The organism is Lentilitoribacter sp. EG35 (assembly GCF_040784015.1).
In the GTDB taxonomy this organism is placed as follows: domain Bacteria; phylum Pseudomonadota; class Alphaproteobacteria; order Rhizobiales; family Rhizobiaceae; genus Lentilitoribacter.
The window spans coordinates 2,501-6,623 of the sequence record NZ_JBFNGQ010000023.1 but is presented as its reverse complement, the minus strand read 5'-3'; the positions used below and the strand labels follow the sequence as shown (position 1 = coordinate 6,623).

Genomic DNA, 4,123 nt, shown 5'->3' with positions numbered 1-4,123 from the left:
AAAAGCCCGTCAAATTGACGGGCTAATTGGGCAAGTTATGTGCCATAGCTCTCATACGTTACTAGGGTAACGTATTGTCGCTGTTGGTTTATTTCTACATCTGGTTATGTAGTATCTCAATTTTATAGGAGTTTTTAAGAAGGCTCTCGATCATTGGCTCTGCCAATAATCTGCCGCGCTAAGTTCGGTTTACTTAGCTAAGATGATGACTTTTTATCGTTGATAAAAAGCTTTGGTTGCGGGAGTAGGATTTGAACCTACGACCTTCAGGTTATGAGCCTGACGAGCTACCGGGCTGCTCCATCCCGCGACAATGGCCTCGAAGAGGCTTTGGCGCTGCCTCGCCAGTTAACTTTGCGTAGCAAAGATAACGAGAGAGATGCAATCTAGTTGGTTTAAGTCTTTCAGTTTGCCTTACGGGCGTAACGTGGGACGTTAAACAAGCATTTTCGACCTCACCCAAAGCGAAGTTATTGGTAGGATCCAATGATATTCTGGGTTTGGTAATAGTTTGTATTGTTGATTGTGAGAAGATTAAACATTCCTTTTGCAGACCTGGCAGCGACCTACTCTCCCGCGCCTTAAGACGAAGTACCATCGGCGCTGAGGCGTTTCACGGCCGTGTTCGGAATGGGAACGGGTGCAGCCACCTCGCCATGACCACCAGGTCGGCAAAAGGAATGATTATATAAGAAGCTGGCGGGATAAATCCCTTTTTTGTTGGTTTAAGTCTAGCGCTTCGCCCTATGGGCTCAACGTGCGACGTTAAACTAGTAATCCTGATATTTCAGGAGTTTCGGCGTTATCGCTAATGTTTTTCTACAAGCAGATATCTCTGTCTTATCAGTTTAAAACACACGTGAAGCACAAGCTTCTCGCACGTTTTAAACCACTAAAGAGACATTTTGCTTTGCAAAATGAACATAAGCAATGAGAACAATCAAGCCAATCGAGCTATTAGTACTGGTAAGCTTCGCACATTACTGCACTTCCACACCCAGCCTATCAACGTGGTAGTCTTCCACGGCTCTCAGGGAATACTCGTCTTTGGGTTAGTTTCCCGCTTAGATGCCTTCAGCGGTTATCTATTCCGTATATAGCTACCCTGCTATGCTGCTGGCGCAACAACAGGTCCACCAGAGATACGTCCACCCCGGTCCTCTCGTACTAGGGGCAGATCCCATCAATATTCCTACGCCCACGGCAGATAGGGACCGAACTGTCTCACGACGTTCTGAACCCAGCTCACGTACCGCTTTAATTGGCGAACAGCCAAACCCTTGGGACCTGCTCCAGCCCCAGGATGCGATGAGCCGACATCGAGGTGCCAAACAACCCCGTCGATATGGACTCTTGGGGGTCATCAGCCTGTTATCCCCGGCGTACCTTTTATCCGTTGAGCGATGGCCCTTCCACACGGGACCACCGGATCACTATGACCGACTTTCGTCTCTGCTCGACTTGTCAGTCTCGCAGTCAGGCAGGCTTATGCCATTGCACTCAACGACCGATTTCCGACCGGTCTGAGCCTACCTTCGCGCGCCTCCGTTACTCTTTAGGAGGCGACCGCCCCAGTCAAACTACCCACCACACACTGTCCTGGATCCGGATAACGGATCGCAGTTAGACATCCATGACGATAAGGGTGGTATTTCAAGGATGGCTCCACCTGAACTGGCGTCCAAGTTTCAAAGCCTACCACCTATCCTACACGTGCCGACACGAATGCCAGTGTGAAGCTATAGTAAAGGTGCACGGGGTCTTTCCGTCTGACCGCAGGAACCCCGCATCTTCACGGGGAATTCAATTTCACTGAGTCTATGTTGGAGACAGCGGGGAAGTCGTTACGCCATTCGTGCAGGTCGGAACTTACCCGACAAGGAATTTCGCTACCTTAGGACCGTTATAGTTACGGCCGCCGTTTACTGGGGCTTCAATTCAAGGCTTGCACCTCTCCTCTTAACCTTCCAGCACCGGGCAGGCGTCAGACCCTATACGTCGTCTTGCGACTTCGCAGAGCCCTGTGTTTTTGATAAACAGTCGCTACCCCCTGGTTTGTGCCACCCCCATCTACTTGCGTAAAAAGGGGTCACGCTTCTTCCGAAGTTACGCGTGCAATTTGCCGAGTTCCTTCAACATAGTTCTCTCAAGCGCCTTAGTATTCTCTACCTGACCACCTGTGTCGGTTTGGGGTACGGTCTATACGGTGGAGCTATTTCCTGGAACCTCTTCACTGCACACTCAATCCAATAAGAATGTACAATTTACGAGATCCGTCACTACCACCAGGCTGCAGAATATTAACTGCATTCCCATCGACTACGCCTTTCGGCCTCGCCTTAGGAGCCGGCTAACCCTGCTCAGATTAACTTTAAGCAGGAACCCTTGGTCTTTCGGCGAGGGAGTCTCTCACTCCCTTTATCGTTACTCATGTCAACATTCGCACTTCTGATACCTCCAGGATCCCTCACGGGTATCCCTTCGCAGGCTTACAGAACGCTCTGCTACCGCACTATAAATAGTGCCCTCAGCTTCGGTGCATGGCTTTAGCCCCGTTACATTTTCGGCGCAAGAACCCTTATTTAGACCAGTGAGCTGTTACGCTTTCTTTAAATGATGGCTGCTTCTAAGCCAACATCCTGGTTGTTTTGGGATTCTCACATCCTTTCCCACTTAGCCATGACTTTGGGACCTTAGCTGGAGGTCAGGGTTGTTTCCCTCTCCACTACGGACGTTAGCACCCGCAGTGTGTCTGCCAATTAGTACTTCCGGGTATTCGGAGTTTGGTTAGGATCAGTAAGTCGTTGGGACCCCATAGCCCATCCAGTGCTCTACCCCCCGGAGTATTCGATTGACGCTCTACCTAAATAGATTTCGCAGAGAACCAGCTATTTCCAAGTTTGATTGGCCTTTCACCCCTAGCCACAAGTCATCCCGACACATTGCAACGTGTATGGGTTCGGTCCTCCAGTTGGTGTTACCCAACCTTCAACCTGCTCATGGCTAGATCACTTGGTTTCGGGTCTAATGCAACAAACTATCGCCCTATTAAGACTCGCTTTCGCTACGCCTACACCTATCGGCTTAAGCTTGCTTGCTACACTAAGTCGTTGACCCATTATACAAAAGGTACGCGGTCAGCCTTGCGGCCTCCCACTGTTTGTAGGCATCCAGTTTCAGGTACTATTTCACTCCCCTTGTCGGGGTGCTTTTCACCTTTCCCTCACGGTACTGGTTCGCTATCGGTGATGCACGAGTACTTAGGCTTGGAGGGTGGTCCCCCCACGTTCAGACAGGATTTCACGTGTCCCGCCCTACTCGAGGATTATAGATCGATTAACGCGTACGGGGCTATCACCCACTACGGCACGACTTTCCAGACGCTTCCGCTTTTCTTTCTATAACCACTGGCCTGATCCGCTTTCGCTCGCCGCTACTTACGGAGTCTCGGTTGATGTCCTTTCCTACGGGTACTTAGATGTTTCAGTTCCCCGCGTTCGCTTCTTACACCCTATTTTATTCAGGTGTAGATACCTTATTTCGATATCTAGAAAGATAAGATGTTCAATTAAGAACACCTTAAATTTTCTAGATATCTAAGGTGGGTTTCCCCATTCGGATATCATCGGATCAAAGGTTATTCGCACCTCCCCGACGCTTTTCGCAGCGTATCACGTCCTTCATCGCCTGTGCATCCCAAGGCATCCACTAAATGCCCTTAAGTCACTTGATTATTCTCATTGCTAATGCCCATTTGTTGCACCTCAGGGGAGGCGTCAATAAATGCCACTAGCGCGTCCAGCATAATGTTTTGATCGGACAAACAACTAAAACCCAGAACCAAACAGCTCTGAGACATAAAATCAAAGATTTTATAAAGTCGAAGACCACCAAAAAGGGCTTAGATACGCCGAGCATCTAGCCACATTAATACTGATTAAGACCAGCTTCTTGAGATAAGTCCAGTCATGCGCGGTCAGGCAACATGAACCATCCTTCATATATGTCATCCGACACAATAATCAGGCTTGAGCAGCAATTAATCACCCGGAACCAATAATAAATTATCAGCCTTGAGTGGATGATTAAATCCAGACAAATCTTCTCTTCACAATTTTCAATA

1 tRNA gene and 2 rRNA genes are annotated in these 4,123 nt (G+C 48.8%); all 3 read right to left on the bottom strand.

The window, feature by feature from the left end:
* Positions 1 to 233: 233 nt before the first annotated feature.
* Positions 234 to 310 (bottom strand) — tRNA-Met (locus tag AB2J24_RS19670).
* 243 nt (positions 311 to 553) lie between these two features.
* Positions 554 to 668: ribosomal RNA gene (gene rrf, locus AB2J24_RS19665) — 5S ribosomal RNA — on the bottom strand.
* A gap of 268 nt (positions 669 to 936) precedes the next feature.
* Positions 937 to 3,733: ribosomal RNA gene (locus AB2J24_RS19660) — 23S ribosomal RNA — on the bottom strand.
* Positions 3,734 to 4,123: the final 390 nt, after the last annotated feature.